This window comes from Nitrosomonas nitrosa, assembly GCF_003051105.1.
In the GTDB taxonomy this organism is placed as follows: Bacteria; Pseudomonadota; Gammaproteobacteria; order Burkholderiales; family Nitrosomonadaceae; genus Nitrosomonas; species Nitrosomonas nitrosa.
Map to the genome: position 1 here is coordinate 1 of NZ_QAOO01000015.1, position 22,092 is coordinate 22,092.

Below are 22,092 nucleotides of genomic sequence, written 5' to 3' on the forward strand. Positions count from 1 at the left end.
AATCAGAGATGGGTGCTGGGTGAAATTCGTGTTTTTTATGCGAATTCTCTTAAAAAACACAATTAGGAACATATTTGAAGGAATAATTTCATTGCACTTCTAGGAAGTGCTTAAAAATTAGGCAGCTCACTGTCGAAAAAATGGGGTTTTCGGGCTGACACTAACTATCCTGCTATAAATAGTTCAGATGTAAGAAAACTAGATATTCCTTTGCCACAAATGGACGAGCAAACTCATATAGCCAAAATCCTCTCCGATATGGACGCCGAAATCGCCGCGCTCGAAGCCAAACTCGCCAAATACCAGCACATCAAGCAAGGCATGATGCAAAACCTGCTGACCGGGAGGATACGCTTGATATGAGCGAAATTTTCAATATTTACTGCGATGAATCCTGTCATTTGGAAAATGATCATTACCGTTTCATGGTGTTGGGCGGCTTGTGGTGTCCAACGGAAAAAACCAGGGAAATTGCGGTTCGTATTCGTGAAATCAAACACAAACATCAAATACCACACTGCCGTGAATTGAAATGGAGCAAGGTGTCGGCGGCCAAGCTGGATTTATACCTGGATTTAATCGACTACTTTTTTGACGATGACGATCTGAATTTCCGGGTGCTGGTCGCGGATAAGTCGATACTGGATCACGGCGCTTTTAATCAAAGTCACGATGAATGGTATTACAAGATGTATTTTGACATGCTCAAAGTGATTTTTGACCCGGAATGTCGCTATCGGATATATCTGGATATCAAGGATACGCAAGGCGGCGAGAAGGTTCGCCGGTTGCACCGGGTACTTTGTAACAGTCAATACGACTTTTCCCAGAAAATTATCGAGCGTGTTCAGATTGTGGAATCTCATCATGTAGAACAATTGCAGCTGACGGATTTATTGATCGGCGCCATTTCTTATTTGCACAATCAGCCGGGAAGCAGTGAAGCTAAACAAACCATGATCGAACGAATCAAGCAGCGCAGTCATTATTCATTGCGTCAGCAAACCCTTTATAGAGAGAAGAAATTCAATTTGTTCATTTGGTATGGTCAGGGTGGACGGCATTGAGCATGCATCAAAGAGAATGGCTGCCGGGGTTAATTTTATTTTCGGATCATGATGGTGACTGGAATCGTTATTTAGCGACCATTTATGAAGCATTCCGCACCCAGTTTATTGTTTCAAGTCCTGAGTTTCGTGGCATAAGGTTGGGATTGAAACGTCACCCAATGATTCGGGGTAAAGAAGCAACTTTCTGGCATATGATTTCCGAGGGTAGTGTAGAGGAAGAACGGCTACCCGATTTTCGCCGCTGTGAACGCATTCGCTGGCCAAGGCCGGTGATTGAGCATGAAGCTCATCCTGCCGTGAAACTATGGAAGAATAAGCGCGGAGCAGAAACGCGCATTGTGATATGGCTGGAAGCTGAGAATTACCTAGTGATACTGAGCGAGCGCAAAGGCTACATTTTGCCTTGGACGGCTTATTTAGTGGAACAAGGTCACCAGAAACGGAAACTGCAGCGGGAATTTGAAAATTACCAAAATAATCCTTGGTAAAGGCTGGTTGCGCCCCTTTTAAAAAGACGCCCCCGTTACTCCTTCTACAACATGGTAGATGAGCTAAGTGCAGTATAGCGGCTACATTAATGAAAAACAATAGAGTAGATGTTAGATGAGGTCTGGCACGGCTTTGATTATGGATAAAATTGGAAAACCCGAACGCGCGACGCAAAACCGCGTCGTGAAGCTGTTCCGCGAGCAATTAGGCTACACCTATCTCGGCAATCTGGAAGACAAACCGGATAACAGCAACATCGAAGCGCCGCAACTGATGGGCTATCTGGCTGCCAGAGGTTATGATGACGATCAAATTAACAAGGCGCTGGATAAATTACAGACAACGGCCAACAACCACGGCCAGGATTTGTATCACAACAACAAGGCTGTCTATCAACTGCTGCGCTATGGCGTGCAAACTAAGACGGAAGCGGGGCTGCCCACCGATACGGTGCATGTGATCGACTGGCGGCATCCCGAAAACAACGATTTTTACATTGCCGAAGAAGTCACGGTATTCGGCGAAAAGGAAAAACGCCCGGATATCGTGCTGTACCTCAATGGTATCGCCATTGGCGTGCTGGAACTCAAGAACAGCCGCGTTTCCATCGGCGAGGGCATCCGCCAGAGTCTGGTGAACCAGAAGCCCGCATTCATCGGTGCCTTTTTCAGCACCCTCCAGATCATTTTTGCCGGTAACGATGCCGAAGGGCTGCGATATGGCACCATTGGTACGCCGGAGAAGTTTTTCCTCAAATGGAAAGAAGATGAAGCGGACGACAGCGGCTACCAACTGGATAAATACCTCGCCAGAATGTGCAACAAGCAGCGGCTGATCGAACTCATGTACGACTTTGTATTGTTCGATGGCGGTATCAAGAAACTACCGCGCGCGCACCAGTATTTCGGCGTCAAGGCCGCGCAGGCGCATGTGCGGCGCAAGGAAGGCGGCATCATTTGGCACACGCAGGGCAGCGGCAAAAGTATCGTCATGGTGCTGCTGGCCAAATGGCTGCTGGAAAACAATCCGCATGCGCGCATCGCCATCGTCACCGACCGCGATGAGCTGGACAAGCAGATCGAGCGCGTGTTCAGGGATGCCGGGGAAGCGATTTACCGCACGCACAGCGGGCGCGATCTGATGGCGCAACTGGGGCAGGCCAGGCCGCGTCTGTTATGTTCGCTGGTGCACAAGTTCGGCCGGCGCGGTGTCGATGATTTTGACGCGTTCATCGAGCAACTGCAAAGCCAGCCGTGTTATGCGGTCGGCGAATTGTTCATTTTTGTCGACGAATGCCACCGCACGCAAGGCGGCAAGCTGCACAAGACGATGAAGGCACTGCTGCCGGGCGCGGTATTCATCGGCTTTACCGGCACGCCGCTGTTGAAGAAAGACAAAGCCACCAGCCTGGAAGTGTTCGGCAAATATATTCATACCTACAAGTTCAACGAAGCGGTGCAGGACGGCGTGGTGCTCGATCTGGTGTACGAAGCGCGCGATATCGACCAACGCTTAAGTTCTCAGCAGAAAATCGACGCGTGGTTTGCCGCCAAGACCAAGGGATTGAACGATTTCCAGAAAGCTGAACTGAAAAAGAAATGGGGTACCATGCAGAACGTGCTCAGCTCCAAATCGCGCATGGATAAGGTGGTAACCGATATCGTCGGGGATTTCAGCGTCAAGCCGCGCTTGAGCAGCGAAATGGGCAATGCCATTCTGGTGGCGTCCAGCATATTCGAAGCCTGCCGGTACTATGAACTGTTCCAGGCCACCGAATTGAAAGGCAAATGCGCGGTGGTCACTTCCTACAATCCGCACTCCCGCGACATCACCACCGAAGAAACTGGCGCCAATACCGAGACGGACAAACAAGTGATCTACAATACTTACGAAACCTTGCTGAAGGGTGTCAAGGCCGAACCCGGCAAATCCAAAACGGAAAGCTACGAAGACCGGGTCAAAAAGCTTTTTGTCGATGAACCGGCAAATATGAAGCTGCTGATCGTGGTCGACAAGTTGCTGACCGGGTTCGATGCGCCCAGTTGCACCTATTTGTATATCGATAAATCGATGCAGGATCACGGGCTGTTTCAGGCGATCTGCCGCGTCAACCGGCTGGACAGCGACGACAAGAAATTCGGCTTCATCGTCGATTACAAGGATTTGTTCAAAAAGCTGGTCAACGAAAAAGGTACCGGCGCGATTCAGGTGTATACGGAAGCGCTCGATTACGATCAGTTCGAAGCCAAGGAATGCGATATCCTGCTGCAAGACCGGCTGAGCAAAGGCCGTGAATGGCTGGACCGCGCGTTGGAAGAAGTGGAGCTGCTGTGCGAGCAGGTGGAACCGCCCAAAGGCGATCTGGAATATATGCGTTACTTCTGCGGCAATCCCGAACTCCCGGAAGACTTGAAAGCGCGCGAAGTGCAACGAACCGCGCTATACAAAGCGACCGCCAACCTGCTCCGTGCGTATGCCAACATTGGCGACGACATGGAAGCGGCGGGTTACAGCCCAAGCGCTAGCGAACATATCAAGAATCGCGTGGATCACTACCTCAAACTGCGTGACGTCATCAAAAATGTTGCCAATGAAAAATCGATTTGAAAGCGTATGAAGCAGATATGCGTTATCTGATCGATCGTTATATCCAGGCGGAAGAGTCCGTGGTTATATCCCCGTTTGCCGATCTGCCCATTCTGGACATTATCGAGAAAAGCGGTATTGCCGAGGCGATCAGCACGCTGCCCGATGGCATCAGAGCCAATCGAGAAGCGGTGGCCGAGACCATCGAAAACAATGTGCGCAGCCACATCATCAAAAACCACCTGCTCGATCCGGCCTACTTTGAGAAGATATCGAAGCTGCTCGATGAAATCATTAAATTCAGAAAAGAAAATGCAGAGAAGTATAAAGAGTATTTGCAAAAGATTGCCGATCTTGCGCGCAAAGCTACCGCAGCGCAGCCGGACGACATGCCAACATCCCTGAATACCAAAGCCAAGCGGGTGCTGTATGGCAATTTAGGCAAAAACGAAGCGTTGGCGTTGCAAATCAATGACGCGGTGATGGACAGCAAGCAGGATGGCTTCCGTGGTAATCAGGCCAAAGAAAATGCGATTAAATACGCGATCTACAAAGTCGTAAACGATGTCGAAGAAGTCGAGCGTATTTTTGCGATCGTCAAACAGCAAAGTGACTACTGAAAACTTCACATTGAAACTGAATGAACTGGATATCGAAATCGTTCAGAAAAACATCAAGCATGTCCATTTGAGCGTCTACCCGCCGGATGGTAAAGTCAAAGTATCGGCCCCGCTCAGCATGGCGCCGGATACCCTTCGGGTGTTTGTCATTTCCAAATTGGCATGGATCAAGAAACAGCAATCGAAGCTGCGCGCCCAGCAACGGGAAGCGCCACGGGAATATCTCGACCGTGAAAGCCATTATGTATGGGGCAAGCGCTATTTGCTCAAAATTGAAGAAGCAGAAGCCCCGCCCAGAATAGAACTCAAGCACAACAAGCTGGTGCTTTCGGTTCGACCGGGAACAAATCCCGCAAGAAAGCAGGCTATTCTGGAAGCCTGGTACCGCGACAATCTCAGGCAAGCCGTTCCTGCATTGATCGAAAAATGGCAGCCGCGCATGGGCGTGCGCGTTAACAGATTTTATGTGCAAAGCATGAAAACCAAGTGGGGCAGTTGCAGCGTTCATTCGGGCAGCATTCGGCTCAATACCGAATTGGCCAAGAAACCGCGCGCTTGCCTGGAATATATCGTGGTGCACGAAATGACCCACCTGCTGGAACCGACGCACAATAGCCGTTTTATCGGATTGATGGATCGATTCATGCCGAAATGGCGGTTTTATCGGGACGAGCTCAATCGATTACCGGTCCGGCATGAAGAATGGGGGTATTGATCAATCCTGCTGCAACCTATAGCGCTGTTCGATCATCGTCCAATGGCGCTTGCTTGGATGACGTCTCATGTTGGGTTCGAATGCATTAATGCTGTCCTGGATATTTTATGGCTTTGATCGCCCAAACCGAATATTCTCCTTTATGAATCCGTCAATTGCATACGTGTTTCCGAATCCTTCCTATTCGCTCAAAGTATCATTTTCAAAACCTGCATAGTCATGAATAGCCTATTGATGCGCAGAATCCTCGGGGTTTTGGCCAGTGTTTTATTCGCCTGTAGGAGGATAGAAGATAGGCAGGGCAACAATGTCGCGTGCCGCGCATGGTAATCGCTTTATAATAGCGGGTTGGGTAGGATCATTGGCACATGATTCTTTTTTTGATTATCTAATTCGGAAGGTAAGTTGGTGAGCAAAATTTGGTTTAAAGATTACGCACTGGATTATCTGGAAGGGCTGCGCAATGCAAATATGGGCGTGCATATCGGTATTCAATTTACAGAAATTGGCCCCGATTTTTTAAAGGCAAGAATGCCGGTTGATAATAGAACCACTCAGCCATTTGGAATACTGCATGGAGGCGCAAGCTGCGTGTTGTCGGAAACGCTGGGCAGTGTATCGGCATGGATGACGATTGATCCGGAAAAATATCGAGCAGTGGGTGTCGAGATTAATGCCAACCATATTCGGGCAGTGACGCAAGGCCATGTGATTGGCATATGCACGCCTTTGCATGTTGGCCGCCGCACCCAGGTTTGGCAAACCGACATCACGGAAGAAGCCACGGGCAAGCGTGTGGCGATTTCCAGACTGACGGTGGCCATCATTGAACAAGGCACGCTGAGTAATCAAAAAGAGAAAGTAATTGTTAGTAAGTGAGCAATGAACATTGCCAGTCCATCCGAGTGCTTTGCCGGGTGATATTGATGATGGGCAAGCCATTTCTGCGATGAGCGCTATTTCCGGTGTGGGTTGCCGCCTTTAACGGTAGCTGCTCGGCTGTTAAGGCCTGGTTTTAGACCTGTTTTCGATTCATATAAATCTTACTGTAAAGCCCGTGTGTTCAGCGTATTGTTTGCAAATATGATCAGCGCCATGCGCAGTCAGAATCAACTGTTTTATTCGTCATGAAGCCATCGATTGCTATAGCAGATCTAGAGCGGCGGCGAGCCGGTTTACCCAAACCAACATACCCGGAAGAGCTGCCTGTCGTTGGTAAGCGCGAAGAGATCGCGCGTGCGATCGAGGCAAATCAGGTGGTAATCGTTTGCGGCGAGACGGGTTCAGGGAAAACGACGCAATTACCTAAACTATGCCTTGAGCTTGGGCGGGGGGTCGCAGGGTTGATCGGGCACACTCAACCCCGCCGCATTGCGGCGCGTACAGTGGCGATGCGGATTGCCTCAGAGCTCAATAGTCCTTTAGGCCATGCGGTCGGCTATAAAGTCCGCTTTTCCGATAGCGTCAGCAAAAGTACCTACATCAAGCTTATGACGGATGGCATTCTCTTGGCAGAGACGCAAGGCGATCCGCTACTGAGCGCTTATGACACCATTATCATCGACGAGGCGCACGAGCGCAGCCTCAACATCGATTTCCTGCTGGGCTATCTCAAGCAGTTGCTGCCAAAACGGCCTGACCTCAAGCTGATAGTGACGTCTGCCACGATCGATGCCGATCGCTTTTCGTGGCATTTCAACAACGCACCGGTGATCGAGGTGTCAGGCAGACTGTATCCGGTGGAAGTACGCTATCGTCCTATCAACGCGGACGATGAGGAGGCAGGGGATCTGCAGCAAGCCATTATGGATGCGGTTGATGAGCTGATGCGGGTAGGGGCAGGGGATACGTTGATATTCCTGCCTGGTGAGCGTGAAATCAGGGAAACGGCCGAGTCGCTGCGTAAGCATTCTTTCAGTCGTCCAGGTGGGGGAGCGGGCATTGAAATTCTGCCGTTGTTTGCCCGTTTATCATTTGCCGAACAGGAGCGTGTATTCAGGCCGGGCAACACTAGGCGTATCGTTCTGGCGACCAATGTGGCAGAGACATCGCTGACTGTGCCGGGTATCCGTTATGTGATCGATACGGGTTTGGCGCGTATCAACCGCTACAGTTATCGCAACAAAGTCGAGCAACTGCTCATTGAGAAGATTTCCCAGGCTTCCGCCAATCAGCGTGCAGGACGCTGCGGACGCGTAATGAGCGGCATTTGTATCCGCTTGTACGGGGAAGATGACTATTTGATGCGGCCGGAATTTACCGATCCGGAAATTTTGCGGTCATCGCTTGCTTCGGTCATTTTGCGCATGAAATCGCTCAAAATTGGCGATGTAGAGAATTTTCCATTCCTCCAGCCGCCGCTGCCGCGTATGATTGCCGATGGCTATCAGTTGCTGGCAGAGCTCGGTGCGGTGGATGACAGTAATGCGTTAACGGCAATGGGTTGGCGGCTTGCCAAATTTCCAATCGACCCGCGCATCGCCCGGATGATCCTGGCAGCCCAACAGGAAAATTGTCTGAGCGAATTGCTGATCATCGCATCTGCGCTGAGTTTGCAGGATCCTCGTGATCGCCCTTTCGATCGTCAGGAGGCGGCCGATCGCGCGCACGAGCCTTTTCGGGATGAACGGTCGGATTTTATGGGCTTCTTGAAGCTTTGGGAATGCTTCGATGAATGGCTCAAACATAAAAAATCGAATAAAAAGCTGATCGCTCAGTGTCAGGCGCATTTTCTTTCCTATCGTCGCATGCGTGAATGGCGGGAAATCCATGGGCAATTGCATACCCTGGTGCTGGAGATGGGGCTCAAACCCAATCAGATACCGGCTGGTTACGATGAAATCCACCGCGCTTTACTGGCCGGTCTGCTGGGAAACATCGGCTTCAAAACGGAAAATGAAGGCGAATATCTGGGCGCGCGCGGGATCAAGTTCTCGATTTTTCCAGGTTCGACGCTGAAAAAGGTTAAACCTAAATGGATCGTCGCAGCCGAACTGACAGAAACCACTAAACTTTATGCGCGCTGTGCGGCGGCGATTGAACCTGCGTGGCTGGAGCGCATTGCTGGAAGGCTTTGTAAAAAACATTATTTCGATCCCCATTGGGAAAAACAATCTGCGCAGGTTGTGGCGTATGAGCGCGTTACGCTCTATGGCCTGACCATCGTGCCTAAGCGGCGCGTATCCTACGGCAGGATCAATCCCAAGGAAGCCCGGGAAATCTTCATTCGCAACGCCTTGGTGGCAGGAGATTACGCCACTAAAGCACCTTTTTTCGAGCACAACCGGCGATTGATTGCAGATATCGAAGAACTCGAACACAAAGCGCGCCGACAAGACGTATTGGTCGACGAGCAGGAAATTTTTGCTTTTTATGACGCGATCGTCCCTGCAGCGATTTATGGTGGAGCCGCGTTTGAAAAATGGCGCAAACAGGCTGAGCAAACGGATCCGCAATTGCTATTTCTCACGCGTGAATACCTCATGCGTCATGCAGCAGGCAGTATTACCGATGTGCAATTCCCTGAAACGTTTAGCATCGATGGCCATATTTATCCCTTGAGTTATCGCTTCGAACCTGGGCACATCTTGGACGGGGTGACCGTCACGGTGCCACTGCCATTTTTAAATAAGCTGAATGCGGCGCGCTTTGATCGCCTCGTGCCGGGGCTGGTGCGTGAGAAAATCACATGGTATCTGAAAGCCTTGCCCAAACAAATCCGGCGCAATCTGGTGCCCGTGCCGGACTATGTCACCCGCTTTCTTGAAAGTGAGGAAACTCAAGAAACTAAAGGCGATGAACCTGCACTGCTCTCCGACGCGCTGGCGCGCTTTATCCAGGCTCAAACGGGCCTCAAGGTTCCCTTGGACAGTTGGGACGATAAACCGATGCCGCTGCATCTGAAGATGAATTATAAAGTGGTGGACGAAGCCGGGCAGGAGCTCGCCATGAGCCGTGATCTGGCGCAATTACAGGCGCAGCTTGGCCAGGCCGCTCAGTTAACTTTTGCGCAGTGCACTACAGCCAAACAGACCGGTATCGAACGTGATTCGCTGACGCGCTGGGATTTTGGTGATTTACCTGAGGAAATCGCTTTCACGCAGGCCGGTAAACAAGTTACCGGCTACCCTGCATTAGTCGATCAAACAGAGCAGGTCGCGATTCGTCTGTTCGATACGCGTGAAGCTGCTGACAGCAATATGCGTGCGGGCGTACGGCGATTATTGAGTTTTGAGCTAAAGGATAGAATCAAGCAGCTTGAAAAAAATCTACCCGGCTATAAGCAGGCTATTTTGCAATTGAGTCCTTTGCTTGATCCGGAAATACTTAAACGGGATATGCTCGAGGCTATCAGCGACCGGGCTTTCATTGGCGATGATCCGCTCCCGCGCAGTGAAAGCGAATTCATTGCCCAGAAACAGCGTGCGCGGCTACGCCTCAGCCCCGTCACGGATGCAGTCGCCAAGCTTATTCAGGGGATTGCGCATGACTACCAATTATTGAGGCAACGGCTCGATCAGACGAAAATCGGCAACCCCCGTCTTAGGACTGAGCTGGAGGATCAACTCAATCACCTGATTTACCAAGGTTTCTTACATGAAACACCGTGGGAGCGGTTGCCTCATCTGACGCGCTATCTAAAAGGGATGGTTTTGCGGCTCGATAAATATACGAACAACCCGTCACGCGATGGGCAGCATGCAGCCAGCGTTGCGTCGTTGTGGCACCAATACCTGCAGCGTTTGGAAAAGCACCGTAAGGCAGGCATCCATGATCCCCATTTGGCTGAATTCCGTTGGCAGATCGAGGAATTGCGTATTTCCCTGTTCGCCCAAGAATTGAAAACACCCTATCCTGTGTCGGTCAAGCGTTTGCAAAAATTTTGGGAGACTGTGCGTGAGTAAAGGGGGAGGATTGTTACTGAAATAAGGGCGTCATCAGTTACAAGCGGATGGCGGAAAATTATAGATAAAAAGGGATATCGCGGTGAATTTTGATCGTATCATGCTTAACTCCCGCAGAAATCATAAGCCAGGCTGGGATGAAAACGCGCCTTTTCCGGTTTTTACGGTTGATAGCGAGCTAGACAGTAGTCAAGATTAGCTTTAAATTTAATTGTTGTAAGCCCATTGCAAATTATGCATAGACAATCGAAAACGAGATAAAACATCAGTGGAATTCAAAGATTATTACAAGATTATGGGCGTCGCGCGCGATGCTACTCAAGATGAAATCAAACGTGCCTATCGTAAATTGGCGCGTAAATATCACCCCGATGTCAGTAAGGAACCTGACGCAGAGGTGCGTTTTAAGGAGATTGGCGAGGCCTATGAGGTACTCAAAGACCCAGAAAAACGCGCAGCTTATGATCAGTTGGGCACGAGCTGGCAAAGTGGTCAGGAATTTCAACCTCCTCCTGGGTGGAATCAAGGGTTTGAATTTCACGATGGCGGATTTGCGCATGCCGATGCATCTCAATTCAGCAGTTTTTTTGAAGCGTTATTTGGCAACCGTTTCAATACGAATAGAAGGTATCGGGATGAAGGTTTCGATATGCGTGGCAACGATACGCATGCAAAAATTTCGATTGACATCCAAGACGCCTACCTGGGTTCAGTTCGTACGATTACGCTCCAACATACCGAATTGGGCCCGGATGGGCGTCCGCAAGTGAAAACACGCAAGTTGAACGTTCGTATTCCAAAAGGCGTTCATCAGGGTCAACTTATTCGTCTGGCAGGCCAAGGGAGTCCGGGGATAGGCAAGCATAATGCAGGTGATCTTTACTTGGAAATCGCCTTTAATCCGCACCCCTTTTACAAAATAGAGGGAAAAGATGTCCTGTTAGAGCTGCCCGTTACACCGTGGGAGCTCGCTTTGGGCAGAGTAGTCAAAGTGCCTACGCCTACCGGTATGGTCGATTTGAAATTACCGCCAGGAACACAATCGGGGCGCAAATTGAGATTGAAGGAGCGCGGTATCCCGAGCAAACCCCCCGGCGATCTGTATGTCATTCTACAAATCGTCTTACCATCCGCCGACAGTGAGCAAGCCAAGGGGCTCTACGAGGAAATGGAGCGGAAGCTGGCATTTAATCCGCGCAGTAAATTGGGGGTGTGAATGATCGTAAATCAAAATATTATTGACGCAGTCATCGTCGAAGAGGGCGTGGAATTGACGCTCGATGAGTTGAGCCGTGCATGTGCCGTTAATGCGGAATGGATTGTCACACTGGTCGATGAGGGTATCCTAGAGCCTCTGGATATCGCTGCCAATCCGTGGCGCTTTAACGGTATTTGCTTGCGGCGCGTACGGATTATTCAACATTTACAACAAGATCTGGAAGTTAATTTGGCGGGGGCCGCGCTTGCATTGCAACTTCTTGAAGAAATCGATAGTCTTCAGCTCCGCATCACTGCGCTTGAAGCACATGTCAAAGGTAGCTGATCTATCGCTATGTGCGCTAGTGTGAGAAAAATCGGATGAAGGAAGTTTGTTGATGGCAACCAGGCCATGATGCAATAACGATCGATCTAAGGTACAGTCAGTTTATGAAATTTGATGAGCAAGCTATAATGAGATTTTTCAGTGTTGACTCTATGAGATGTTTATTTTGGTTGCTGCTATGTTTCTTGGTGTTGCCAGCTCACGCCCAGCAGCCTCCCCCTTTATCGGTAGCGGCAAAATCCTATACCCTCGTTGATTATCATAGCGGCCAAACGCTAGTCAGTCATAATGAGCATGAACGCCTTGAACCCGCGTCGTTGACCAAGTTGATGACGGCGTATGTGGTCTTTTCAGCTTTAAGAGAAAAACGCATTACGCTGGATCTGGTTGTGCCTGTGTCCAACACGGCTTGGAAAATGGTAGGCTCGCGCATGTTCATCGAGCCTAATAAACGGGTAACGGTCGACGATCTGATCCGCGGCATGATTGTGCAATCTGGTAACGATGCGTGTGTCGCGCTTGCTGAATTGATCGCCGGTTCGGAAGAAATTTTCGCGCACATGATGAATGAGCAAGCCGCGCGCTTGGGCATGGCCAATACGCATTTTACCAATTCGACGGGCCTGTCTCATCCTGATCACTACAGTACTGCACACGATCTTGCTTTACTGGCATCGGCCATTATTCGCGATTTCCCGGAATTCTATCCGCTCTATTCGCAGCGTGAATTTACTTATAATGGCATTACGCAATCTAATCGTAATCGTTTGTTGTGGTTGGATCCAAATGTAGATGGCATGAAAACCGGGTGGACGGTGGCCGCTGGCTACTGCCTCATTACCTCGGCGAAACGGGAAGAGCGGCGTTTGATCTCGGTGGTAATGGGAACGGCGACTTCCAATGTCCGTACTAAAGAAAGTCAACGTTTGTTGAATTATGGCTTTCAGTTTTTCGATACGGCCCATCCCTATAAAAAGCACCAGGAAATTACTGCGATCCAGATTTGGAAGGGGGCACAGAACAAGCTGAAAGTGGGATTGGACCGCGATATCTATTTTTCGCTACCTAAAGGACAAACCGATAAACTCAAAGCCAAAATGGAATACAAACAACCGCTGGTTGCGCCCATTGCACAAGGACAAGAAGTGGGCGTCGTTAGATTCAGTTTTGGAAATCAGGAGATTGCGACCTATCCACTCATCTCACTGGAAGCAATCGACACTGCAAGCATTTTTGGACGCGCGTGGGATAGCATCCAGATGCTTTTTAATTAGGGCATTATTGATAAATGATTTACCTTAATGGTAAGTTCTTGCCGATCGAGCAGGCATATATTCCGGTATTGGATAGAGGTTTTATTTTCGGCGATGGTGTGTATGAAGTCATACCTGTTTATTCCCGCAAACCTTTCCGTCTTACAGATCATTTATCCCGTTTGCAGCATAGCTTGGACGGCATACGACTTAAGAATCCCCATAGCGATGAGCAATGGCGTGAGCTTTTGGAACAGGTTATCGCTTGTAATGAAGGAGAAGATCAATATCTCTACCTGCATATCACGCGCGGTGTCGCTAAACGCGATCACGCCTTTCCAGTAGGTATTTCGCCTACCATTTTTATCATGAGCAATCCGCTGCCCGCACCTCCGCCGGAAATGCTGCAAAAAGGCATTCCGGCGATCACGGCACGCGATAATCGCTGGGGGCGCTGCGATATCAAGGCAATATCGCTTTTGCCCAATGTATTGTTACGGCAGCTTGCAATTGATTCAGGTGCGATGGAAACGATTTTATTGCGCGATGGCTATTTAACAGAAGGGGCGGCAAGTAATATTTTTATCGTGAAGAACCATGTATTGCTTACACCCCCAAAGAGCCATTTGATGCTGCCGGGCATCACTTATGATGTCGTTCTTGAGTTGGCGCAGGGTCATGCGATTCCCTATGAGATACGAGCGGTATCGGAGCAAGAAATACGTCTGGCGGATGAAATATTGCTCACTTCCTCCACCAAGGAAGTGATGCCTATCGTATCACTTGACGGAAAACCCGTGGGTACGGGTGAACCTGGGCCTATTTACAAGCAGCTTAGTCAGTGTTATCAGCAATATAAAGCCAGCATCATGCGTGGCCAGAATTGATTTTTTCTTAGTAAAAGAACAATTACCAGCTATCAAGATGCTTATCCCGTCATGACAGAACAAACATCACTCATTGAATATCCCTGTGATTTTCCAATCAAGATCATGGGGCGACACCATGAGGCGTTTGCCCAAACTATACTCATGATCGTTAAGCGTCATGCGCCGGATTTCGATGAGGCGACCCTTGAAGTCAGAGCGAGCCGGAACGGCGCTTATCTGAGCCTGACTTGTACGATCTGTGCAACCTCGCGCATTCAATTGGATGCGCTTTATCAGGAGCTTCATGATCACCCTATGGTGATGATGGTTTTTTGAACCTAAGTTGAGTTATTTATCTCAAAAATTCAATAGGTTGAGTGAAAAGAACCTTGTCATTCTTTTTTAAAGCGAGATATCTGGGTGTGGTCGATTATCCTGTCGCATGGCAAGCAATGAAAGATTTTACGGCTAACCGAGTCGATCGTACCCTGGACGAAGTCTGGCTCTTGCAGCACCCACCTGTCTACACCCAAGGGATTGCTGGCAAACCGGAACATTTGCTTTATCCGAACGATATTCCTGTCATCAGAACAGATCGTGGCGGACAAATTACTTTTCATGGGCCAGGACAACTGGTTGCCTATTTATTGTTGGATCTGCGCCGTTTACAGTTGAATGTGAGAGGATTGGTCCGGAAAATGGAAGACTCTGTTATTGATTTATTGGCAGACTATCGTATCGAAGCGAAAGGATGTCCCGATGCCCCCGGGGTTTATGTTGACGATGCCAAGATCGCTTCATTGGGATTAAAAATCAAGAATGGCTGCTGCTATCATGGCATCGCACTGAATATCGATATGGATTTAAAACCATTCTCAGCGATTAACCCCTGTGGATATGCAGGACTGAAGGTGACGCAGGCTAAAGATCTCGGGGTGGATGATGAAATCGGCGTGATAGGGCAGAAAATGTTGGAAAAACTTCAAATTAATCTTACCGGGAGGTAAATACAAGGCCATGACCACGAATACGCATGAAAGAGGTGTCGCTAAGACTGCACGTAATCCAGTAAAAATCAATGCGCAATCTCCCAGTGAGATACTGCGCAAACCATCCTGGATACGTGTACGTTCATCTAATAGCCAGACTTACGCTGAAGTCAAGCGGTTGTTACGGGAACATAAGCTGCATACAGTATGTGAGGAGGCGTCCTGCCCGAATATTGGCGAATGCTTTGGTAAGGGGACCGCCACTTTTATGATTTTGGGCGATCTTTGTACGCGCCGCTGCCCATTTTGTGATGTGGCGCATGGCAGGCCTATGCCTCCCGATCCTGGCGAGCCTATTCATTTAGCGCAATCGATCGCAGTGTTGAAGCTTAAGTATGTCGTAATCACCAGCGTAGATCGTGATGATTTGCGCGATGGCGGGGCGCAGCATTTTGCCGAGTGTATACGTCAAATACGCGTTCATTCTCCACAAACCAAAATCGAAATCCTGGTGCCCGATTTTCGAGGAAGATTGGCTGTCGCCCTGGAGAAACTGGCAGAATGCCCGCCCGATGTGCTTAACCATAACCTTGAAACGGTGCCACGATTATATAAGCAGTGCAGACCCGGTGCAGACTATGCCCATTCTCTGAAGTTGCTAAAGGACTTTAAAGCACTTTTTCCTGCAATTCCTACTAAATCAGGCCTAATGTTAGGGTTGGGAGAAGCCGATAATGAGATTGTCGATGTATTAAGAGATTTACGCGAACACAATGTCGATATGCTTACTATCGGTCAGTACCTTCAACCCAGCATCGGTCATTTGCCCGTCATGCGTTATGTCACACCAGAAGGTTTTAAAGAATTCGAGCGTATCGCGTTGGAAATGGGATTCAGTAATGCAGCATGCGGTCCAATGGTACGCTCGAGCTACCATGCAGATCAGCAGGCGCATGAAGTAGGGGTGAAATAGCTTTTAACAAAGGATAGATAGCATGGCTAAATCAATAGGCGAGTTACTCGTTCGTGAAGGTCTGATTTCTGAGGAGCAATTGGAACAGGCCGTTGCTCAATTTCGGCGTGACGGGGGGCGATTGGTCAATGCAATCCTATCTCTGGGTTTCATTACCGAAGAACAATTGGATCAATTTTTGCACTTTAACTTGCCGGTTCCACTCAAAATTGTCGATACCGGATTGAGTGAAGTATTTTTAGTCGATTTATTACTGAAGGCGGCTTATTTAGAGGCCGGCACATTTACGTTACAACGGATGTCGCAAGTGCTTTCGCTACCGTTTAGCGTGGTTGAAGAGTTGATCGAGTTAGTGCGGACCGATCATTTAGCCGCTATCCGTACTTCTTCTAGTTATACCAGTTCTACGCAGGTTCTTGAGCTTACGCAGCGTGGTCGAGAGCGGGCAGAAGCGGCTTTCAAAATCAGTTTATATGTTGGAGCCGCCCCTGTTCCGTTAGATGATTATGCATTTGTTCTCAGTCGGCAAAGTGTCCGGCAGATCGAGTTGGATAAAGAGTGGATCGATTCTTCATTGAGGCATCTAGTGATTGGTGACAAGCTGCTTCGCCAGTTAGGGCCGGCCTTTGCTTCCGGACGTTCAATTTTTCTATATGGGCCGCCGGGTACAGGAAAAACCAGTATCGCGGAGGGACTTGGAAAGGGAATTCCTGGGGAAGTTTTCATACCGCAATCGATTGAAGTATCGGGTCAAATCATACGTTTTTTTGATCCCGCAATTCACACGCCCATCGAAGACAAGAAGAACCGGGGTGATGCATCGCTTGATCTTAGAATGAATCTTACGCACGATCCGCGTTGGAAGAAATGCCATCGCCCGGTTGTGATGGTGGGCGGAGAGCTCACGCTCGATATGCTTGAATTACGCTACGACTATTCGAGTAAATTCTACGAAGCGCCTGTCCATATGAAGGCTGGCAACGGTGTTTTCATTTTAGATGATTTTGGCCGGCAAAGAATCGAACCCCGCCAACTGCTCAACCGTTGGATTATTCCCCTGGAGCGAGGTGTCGATTATCCGTCACTTCATACCGGCATGAAGTTCGAGATTCCTTTCGACCAGATTACGGTATTCAGCACCAACCTGAATCCATTGGAATTGGTCGATGAGGCATTTTTGCGGCGAATCCGCCATAAAATACATGTGCAGTACCAAACCGAGGCGGAATTCAAAGAAATCTTGCGGCGGGTGTGCCATAAACAAAATGTTCATTATGATAGTGAAGTGGCAGAATACCTGCTGAGCAACTACTACCTAAAGCAAAACCGTCCTTTAGTCGGCAGCCATCCACGTGATCTCATGGAGCATATCATCGACCAAGCTCATTTTTTACAACTACCGCCTACGTTTACTAAAGAAGCCATAGATTCTGCGGTGGCGAATTATTTTGTTGAGCTTTGAACCCAGATTCCGTTGATTGCTAATTCTGGCGCTGACATTATGAATATTCCAGCTTTGCAATAATTTTTACCTCCACCTTTTGGGCTGTCAACGCTACGATGCAGATTGCGCGATTTTATGAGCGCATGACTGCGTTGCAACTCCTTGGGATAGAGTGACTATTCTGTGTCGTTGCGCCGTGTCCTGCACTCCTAAAACCGCACACGCCGACCCGTCCAGCCGAGGGATCTAGGTTGAACTGAATCGGCGTAGAGGCCGTTAATATTTTCAAGGCAAAATAAAGCACGCCGTCACTGGCGCAGATTTGAGTGATCGCAAGGAATTTTGCAGTATTTCTCCGCAGATCTTGCCTAATCACAGTCCCAATTCCCACGGTAGCTGATAAAAAAAACGCTAACCAGAATTTCACTGGTTAGCGTAATGTTATGGCTAATCGTACTTTATTGTTTTATATCTGGCATGACTTAACGGATCGGGTTGCGTTGACTATCCGTCAGTCCTGCACCCCATTCTCCTGAGAGATTTTGCACCCAGCCGTTATAAACATTGGGAAGTGCAACAATTCCCTGACCACCATAGCCAGCAAGGCTACTTACTGTGTCATCATTTGCGACACCCGCATCCGCGACCATAGAGATCGAGCCGACAATATCGGCATCCGACAAATCGCCATCACCATTAGGATCAACATCGACAACAATGACTCTATTGGAGAATTTGCTGGTTACATAAGCATAGTAACCCCCATCTTTTTTAGCGCCAAAGTTTGCACCATGACAACCTGGATCACATGGCAGCATTTTTACGATAGTATCGGTTGCAGTATCGACGATTACGATTTGTCCGCCTGTAGCTGCGATCACGACGGCTTTACCATCGGGCGAGACCGGTGTTTGGATGGGCAACACGCCAACCGGGCCGGTAATCTCTCCCGAAATCGGGTTGTAATTTTCGATTAGATTAATGGTCTTCAATAACGTGCCGTCATTACCATCCAACACGCTTAAACTGTGGTGAAGCAAGTTTGTAGCATAAATTTTGCTGGAGTCAGGCATCATACCGATCGCAATCGGGTGCGGCCCAGGTGCACCTTCGCCAGTTTGTGTTCTTGCCACAATTTGCCCTGTTTCAGCATCATAAATACCGGCGTCGCTGGTATTGATGTTGGGGGTGATAATGCGTTTCCCATCTGCTGAAACCCAGTGACCGTGTGGATTGGCAGGCGCCTGCCCGTGATGCTGAGTTGGCATCATATAGTTGACTTCAGTCGTCCCGGCAGGAATGATGACAACACCATTTTCTCCATTGATCGCAACGGTTGCATCATCGTTATGCGGTAGCGTCATCACATGCGAGGGTGTATCACCAACACGCAGGTTTTTGATCAAAGCCCCTGTTTTCTGATCGATTAAAGTCAGTTTGGTATCGAACCATTGGGTTTGATAGATGACCGAATGATCGCGATTAGGCCACAGATTGTGTGGATTGTTCATGTTGATCTGAGGCAATGCGATTTTACGCTTGAGTGTCCAAGTGTTCGCGTCCAGAACGGTAATGGTTCCAGGTTTGGTTTTATTGGCCGTTTTCTCGAATTGCGTATTGATCCATACTTCGCCTACACCGGGTATGGCAGGATTGGATAAGGGCGGCAATATCATATCGTTGCCATATCTTGAGTCAAGCACAGCGATCAGCGGAACTTTGCCAATATCCACTACCACATCGACATTAGGATAGGCTACTTTCCAAGGGTCGCTAGAGGTGAAATCCTGCCAGTTTTCGGGCGTCGTAGCAACGAAGAACGTCCTCAAGAGACGGGTTGCCAAGTCACTGCTGGTGGGCAGATTCTTGATGCCGCTTACTAAATTGATCGTATTGCCTAGATCCAATCCGTCCGTTCCAGGGTTGTCAACGATCACCGCGCCAAACATATAGGGATGAATCTTGCAGGTAAATACATAGAGCCCCGGAATATGAAGCTCGACAATGCCACCGCCACGATAGGCTTTGGTCTGATCAAATGGAATCATAAAATGATCGCCACCCATTGAGTTGTCTTCGGCTTCGCTCGGCCATAAGAGCGTGGTGACCGTATGGACACCTTCTGTATCTGACATGATGAAGTGAACGCTACTGCCTGGCGGTACGATTTCCAACGATTGCGTTTTGGTCACGGGTTTCAACAAGTCGCCACGAGTGCTTCTGAACCAGCTGCCAGGCTCGTCGGACATAATAAAGGTAACTAGGCCAGGCTTATCGCTAGGGTTACCGAAAATCGCACCACTTGGCGATGCGCCTGCAATGCTGTCACCTGGTAATCCCGATTCGGCACTTACTACTTGGAGCTTGCCATTCATGCCTGATTCCATATGCGACATTACATGGCAGTGATATTGCCATACCCCTGCACCAACACCTGTGCCGGCTTTAATCGTAAAGGCATGGCTATCGGCTGGGCTATTCAATATCTTCACATCAATAATATGAGGCGGGGCAGAAGGGTTCTTATCCTCTGTTTCATCCAGCCAGCGGTGTGCATGCAAGTGGAAGGTATGGGACGGGCCTATTGCTAGCACATGGAAACGCACCAGTTGATTTTCTATCGCACTTAAAGTCGGATTGGTCCATAGGGGTTTCTGTGTCCCGTCCGCACTGATCTCGGTTCCCCAGAAAGTGGAGCCCACCATGAACATGACAAATTCTTTGTCGAGTTGAGCGCGGTTAGCGGAAATAACCGTTCCATCACCATCGACGTAGCTTTGTACTTTACCGTTTAGGTCATCGACTACGACTGCACCAAACAACCCAAGCAGTTGGTTGTCTTTGTCATGGTAAGGGAAGGTGCCCGTTTTATGCGTATTCAGCCGGTAGTTTTTTGTTTCACCGGGCGCTGCGGCATCGGTATTGCCAATAGAAAGGCCGGGAACATTGAATCCTACTTTGATACCTGGGCCATTCTTATGTGTTTCATTAATGAGTTGAACATTAACGACATCACCCCGTTTCACAAACAAGGTTGGTCCGGGGATGGTGATTTCGACAGGATAATTGGCAACAGCACCATCGCTGGTGTGACTGACCATCTTATAGCCAAATTGGCCATTGGGTAGCCGTTCGGCTGACAGGATGATGTTATGGGTTGCTGCCAGCGCGATCGAGGTCAGCAGCCAAGCTGTAAAAAACAGAGCTAGGTTCGTAATCGTTTTCATTTTTCTTCCATGAATAGGTGAATGCATGCTTTTCCTCTCTTCATTAGTCAGCAACAATGAAGTCGCCTTTCATGCCAAGCAGAGCACTAGAGAACGCGCTATCTTGGTAGCTAGCAGAGTGGGTAGCCTGAACTGCAAATACATGCTTTTCGAGGGGGCCGAGTACTTTATGGTTGATATTTTTACGTGATCCTGGGTCGGCCCATTTGTAGCTTTTAAGCTCGAATTGATGAAAATTAGTACCCAAGGCAATCAAATGAAACCTTACATAGCTGTTTCTTTGCGCCGTCAATGTGGGGTTGACCCATAATGGTGTTTGCTGACCGGTTGCGTTATCGATTTCCATTCCCCAGAAGGCGTCGTCACCAATATAAAGGACATAGTCTTTTTCTATATTGCTGAGAGAGATATTTTGTTCCGTTCCACTAATTTTTACTCGCTCTTCACCGGATGCAGGATTGACTATCAATGCGCCGAATAGGCCCTTGTCTTCGGCACCATTGTGGCTATTCATATTGTGATCATGGTAGGGCCAAGTGCCTGCTGTGCCCGACGCCGCTACCCAGCGATAGGTATACGACATGACGGGGGTGGCACTTTCGTCTTTGTAAAGATTGATATATTTCAACGTACCATCGCTATCGATATCATAGTGCACGCCATGTACGTGCAGGCTGACATGCTCTTGTTTTGGATTGTCAGGATCGAAAACATGCATGAGTTCAATCTCGGCTTCGTCACCTTCTTCAAGGACTATAGTCGGGCCAGGGATCGTTGCCGCGGTGCTATAGCGTGACGTCAAATTAGTTGTATTGCCATTTTTGTCTGTGACTTCGTGGTATTCCATACGATAAGCATAAAGTCCTCCTTCAAGCTCATCCGCATGCATCACGATACGATGAAGATTGCCGGCAACTGCCGCGCTTCCAAAAAATAGCAAAAAAACAGCAATCGGTACTATCGACCAGACGCTTAATGTAGTACGCCGATAAGCCGTTGGATCGTTACCGGGCGAGTGGACACTGCCCGCAGGAAACTCAGAACTGAGTTTTCTCCTCATTTTTGTCATCCTCCTTGTGATGGTTGTTATTTAAAGTGCAGTACAACTAATTAATCGGGCTAAAAAAATAGCAGTTACCGGCTTGCAGATGGCATACACATTTCATGAGATACCTATCAGTTACTCTATTTGTTGCTTAAGTCAATTAACTGATAATTGGTTAAGCAAATATCGTGCCATATAGTGAATATCTCTTTGCAGCAAAGGGATAACAGGCTGTTTCCGATTATTTATTTTGTATGGATGACGAGTGAAAGCTGTATGTAAAGAAAATCGACAATTTTTAAGGGCTGAATTTGCTTTTTATGCAGGAATCTTGAGGATGATTGAATGGAGAGTGCGACAAATTG

General features: G+C 48.6%; 18 protein-coding genes. 16 read left to right on the top strand and 2 right to left on the bottom strand.

Annotated elements, in window-relative coordinates; all coding sequences use genetic code 11:
• The first annotated feature begins 129 nt into the window (after positions 1–129).
• The 16 genes from C8R30_RS09640 (at position 130) to C8R30_RS09710 (ending at position 17,473) form a co-directional block, all read left to right on the top strand.
• The gene (locus C8R30_RS09640; RefSeq protein WP_107790022.1) at positions 130–363 is read left to right on the top strand and encodes a restriction endonuclease subunit S; all 234 of its coding nucleotides are present in this window, start codon (positions 130–132) and stop codon (positions 361–363) included.
• Positions 360–1,067, top strand: coding sequence for a DUF3800 domain-containing protein (locus C8R30_RS09645; protein WP_107784150.1), 708 nt, complete (start codon positions 360–362; stop codon positions 1,065–1,067). The genes C8R30_RS09640 and C8R30_RS09645 overlap by 4 nt, the downstream gene beginning before the upstream one ends.
• Before the next feature lie 2 nt (positions 1,068–1,069).
• A complete protein-coding gene (locus C8R30_RS09650) occupies positions 1,070–1,558 on the top strand; it encodes a hypothetical protein (protein ID WP_107790023.1) in 489 nt (162 codons plus the stop codon).
• 139 nt (positions 1,559–1,697) lie between these two features.
• Positions 1,698–4,166 (top strand): type I restriction endonuclease subunit R, encoded by a 2,469-nt coding sequence (locus tag C8R30_RS09655; protein ID WP_258191986.1) that lies wholly within the window; start codon positions 1,698–1,700, stop codon positions 4,164–4,166.
• Positions 4,163–4,765, top strand: coding sequence for a hypothetical protein (locus C8R30_RS16430; RefSeq protein ID WP_258191987.1), 603 nt, complete (start codon positions 4,163–4,165; stop codon positions 4,763–4,765). Before C8R30_RS09655 ends, C8R30_RS16430 begins: the two co-directional genes overlap by 4 nt.
• A complete protein-coding gene (locus C8R30_RS09660; RefSeq protein ID WP_258191988.1) occupies positions 4,755–5,480 on the top strand; it encodes a M48 family metallopeptidase in 726 nt (241 codons plus the stop codon). Before C8R30_RS16430 ends, C8R30_RS09660 begins: the two co-directional genes overlap by 11 nt.
• Positions 5,481–5,888: 408 nt before the next feature.
• Positions 5,889–6,359 carry a hotdog fold thioesterase gene (locus C8R30_RS09665; RefSeq protein ID WP_090666528.1) on the top strand — a complete coding sequence of 157 codons (471 nt, stop codon included), beginning with the start codon at positions 5,889–5,891 and terminating at the stop codon, positions 6,357–6,359.
• Between the two features lie 248 nt (positions 6,360–6,607).
• Positions 6,608–10,384 (top strand): ATP-dependent RNA helicase HrpA, encoded by a 3,777-nt coding sequence (gene hrpA / locus C8R30_RS09670; RefSeq protein ID WP_107790025.1) that lies wholly within the window; start codon positions 6,608–6,610, stop codon positions 10,382–10,384.
• A gap of 268 nt (positions 10,385–10,652) precedes the next feature.
• On the top strand, positions 10,653–11,600 hold the full coding sequence (locus C8R30_RS09675) for a DnaJ C-terminal domain-containing protein (RefSeq protein ID WP_090666524.1): 948 nt from the start codon (positions 10,653–10,655) through the stop codon (positions 11,598–11,600).
• Positions 11,601–11,927: a chaperone modulator CbpM gene (locus tag C8R30_RS09680; protein WP_181257798.1), complete on the top strand. Its 327-nt coding sequence runs from the start codon at positions 11,601–11,603 to the stop codon at positions 11,925–11,927.
• 152 nt (positions 11,928–12,079) lie between these two features.
• Positions 12,080–13,201, top strand: a complete 1,122-nt coding sequence (locus C8R30_RS09685) for a D-alanyl-D-alanine carboxypeptidase family protein (protein ID WP_090666522.1) — start codon at positions 12,080–12,082, stop codon at positions 13,199–13,201.
• A gap of 14 nt (positions 13,202–13,215) precedes the next feature.
• A complete protein-coding gene (locus tag C8R30_RS09690) occupies positions 13,216–14,067 on the top strand; it encodes a D-amino acid aminotransferase (RefSeq protein WP_107784144.1) in 852 nt (283 codons plus the stop codon).
• A 51-nt stretch (positions 14,068–14,118) separates the two neighbouring features.
• Positions 14,119–14,385 carry an HP0495 family protein gene (locus C8R30_RS09695; protein WP_090666519.1) on the top strand — a complete coding sequence of 89 codons (267 nt, stop codon included), beginning with the start codon at positions 14,119–14,121 and terminating at the stop codon, positions 14,383–14,385.
• A 53-nt stretch (positions 14,386–14,438) separates the two neighbouring features.
• Entirely contained in the window at positions 14,439–15,056 is a 618-nt protein-coding gene (gene lipB, locus C8R30_RS09700; RefSeq protein ID WP_258191989.1) for a lipoyl(octanoyl) transferase LipB, read from the top strand.
• A gap of 10 nt (positions 15,057–15,066) precedes the next feature.
• Complete coding sequence (lipA, locus tag C8R30_RS09705) at positions 15,067–16,011, top strand: lipoyl synthase (protein ID WP_090666517.1); 945 nt, start codon at positions 15,067–15,069, stop codon at positions 16,009–16,011.
• A 22-nt stretch (positions 16,012–16,033) separates the two neighbouring features.
• Positions 16,034–17,473, top strand: a complete 1,440-nt coding sequence (locus C8R30_RS09710; protein WP_090666514.1) for a cyclic di-GMP-binding domain-containing protein, MshE-related — start codon at positions 16,034–16,036, stop codon at positions 17,471–17,473.
• A 464-nt stretch (positions 17,474–17,937) separates the two neighbouring features.
• Here C8R30_RS09710 and C8R30_RS09715 read toward each other — a convergent pair whose 3' ends face one another.
• Both C8R30_RS09715 and C8R30_RS09720 read right to left on the bottom strand, forming a co-directional pair.
• On the bottom strand, positions 17,938–20,682 hold the full coding sequence (locus C8R30_RS09715) for a multicopper oxidase domain-containing protein (RefSeq protein ID WP_107790026.1): 2,745 nt from the start codon (positions 20,680–20,682) through the stop codon (positions 17,938–17,940).
• 43 nt (positions 20,683–20,725) lie between these two features.
• Entirely contained in the window at positions 20,726–21,742 is a 1,017-nt protein-coding gene (locus C8R30_RS09720) for a multicopper oxidase domain-containing protein (protein ID WP_177182270.1), read from the bottom strand.
• Between the last annotated feature and the right edge of the window lie 350 nt (positions 21,743–22,092).

Excerpts from the sequence above, each read along its gene's own strand:
- C8R30_RS09645 (WP_107784150.1), top strand. The coding sequence starts at position 360 with ATGAGCGAAATTTTCAATATTTACTGCGATGAATCCTGTCATTTGGAA.
- C8R30_RS09650 (WP_107790023.1), top strand. The coding sequence starts at position 1,070 with ATGCATCAAAGAGAATGGCTGCCGGGGTTAATTTTATTTTCGGATCAT.
- C8R30_RS09655 (WP_258191986.1), top strand. The coding sequence starts at position 1,698 with ATGGATAAAATTGGAAAACCCGAACGCGCGACGCAAAACCGCGTCGTG.
- hrpA (WP_107790025.1), top strand. The coding sequence starts at position 6,608 with ATGAAGCCATCGATTGCTATAGCAGATCTAGAGCGGCGGCGAGCCGGT.
- C8R30_RS09680 (WP_181257798.1), top strand. The coding sequence starts at position 11,601 with ATGATCGTAAATCAAAATATTATTGACGCAGTCATCGTCGAAGAGGGC.
- C8R30_RS09685 (WP_090666522.1), top strand. The coding sequence starts at position 12,080 with ATGAGATGTTTATTTTGGTTGCTGCTATGTTTCTTGGTGTTGCCAGCT.
- C8R30_RS09690 (WP_107784144.1), top strand. The coding sequence starts at position 13,216 with ATGATTTACCTTAATGGTAAGTTCTTGCCGATCGAGCAGGCATATATT.
- C8R30_RS09695 (WP_090666519.1), top strand. The coding sequence starts at position 14,119 with ATGACAGAACAAACATCACTCATTGAATATCCCTGTGATTTTCCAATC.
- lipA (WP_090666517.1), top strand. The coding sequence starts at position 15,067 with ATGACCACGAATACGCATGAAAGAGGTGTCGCTAAGACTGCACGTAAT.
- C8R30_RS09710 (WP_090666514.1), top strand. The coding sequence starts at position 16,034 with ATGGCTAAATCAATAGGCGAGTTACTCGTTCGTGAAGGTCTGATTTCT.
- C8R30_RS09715 (WP_107790026.1), bottom strand. The coding sequence starts at position 20,682 with ATGAAAACGATTACGAACCTAGCTCTGTTTTTTACAGCTTGGCTGCTG.
- C8R30_RS09720 (WP_177182270.1), bottom strand. The coding sequence starts at position 21,742 with ATGAGGAGAAAACTCAGTTCTGAGTTTCCTGCGGGCAGTGTCCACTCG.